Below are 768 nucleotides of genomic sequence, written 5' to 3' on the forward strand. Positions count from 1 at the left end.
ATCTACTCCACCAGCGGTCTGACCTTCTTTGGCGGCAAAGACGAGGACATCGGCACCCTGACCGGGTATGACAAGGGCAGTATCGGCACCATTTCCATTGCGGCCGGTGACCTGACCTTTGTTACAGGCAGCACGCTGCTTAATGACAACGTCATTCTGGGAGAAGGCCAGTTGGTGAATGGCTCAGCCCAGCTGATGATCAACAATGTGCTCACCATCGATGGCGACTATCAACAGGGGGGCGGTGCCAGCCTGCTGTTTGGCGTAAATAACTACCTTGCCACCAACGGTGATATCAACTCCTACAACGGGTATGGCCGCCTGGTGGTGTCCGGCAGTGCCAATATTACCAGCGGATCTAACGTGGGGCTGATGAGTAACGGCCAATATGCCTTCGCACAAGGTCAGCGCTATGTGGTAATTCGGGCAAACAGTGATGGCACCGACTACAACGCCGACAAACTGGATTACTGGGCTGATAATTACACCGGGATGCTGACCGGTAATACGGTAACGCACGGCAGCACCAGTGACCTGGTGGTGACGCTGGGTGACTGTAATGGCGATTACAAGCCGGTCGGTTACGCGACGACGTCAAACGCCGTCTCCTCATTGAACGGCCTGTTCAACTATGGCGGTACGGAATCGTCGCTGCTCAATCTGTTTAACGCCGGTGCTGCGGTAGGCAATACCGCAGAAGCCAACCGCGCGGGTGCGCAACTGAGTCCGGCGGCGATCGCCTCCGCCTCGGCACAGGCCGAAGCACTG

1 pseudogene is annotated in these 768 nt (G+C 56.8%); it reads left to right on the top strand.

Annotated features, from left to right (window positions below):
- Positions 1-768, top strand: a pseudogene (locus J5224_RS32195) (autotransporter outer membrane beta-barrel domain-containing protein); the annotation flags it as partial.

The sequence above is a fragment of the Candidatus Symbiopectobacterium sp. NZEC135 genome (assembly GCF_025962695.1).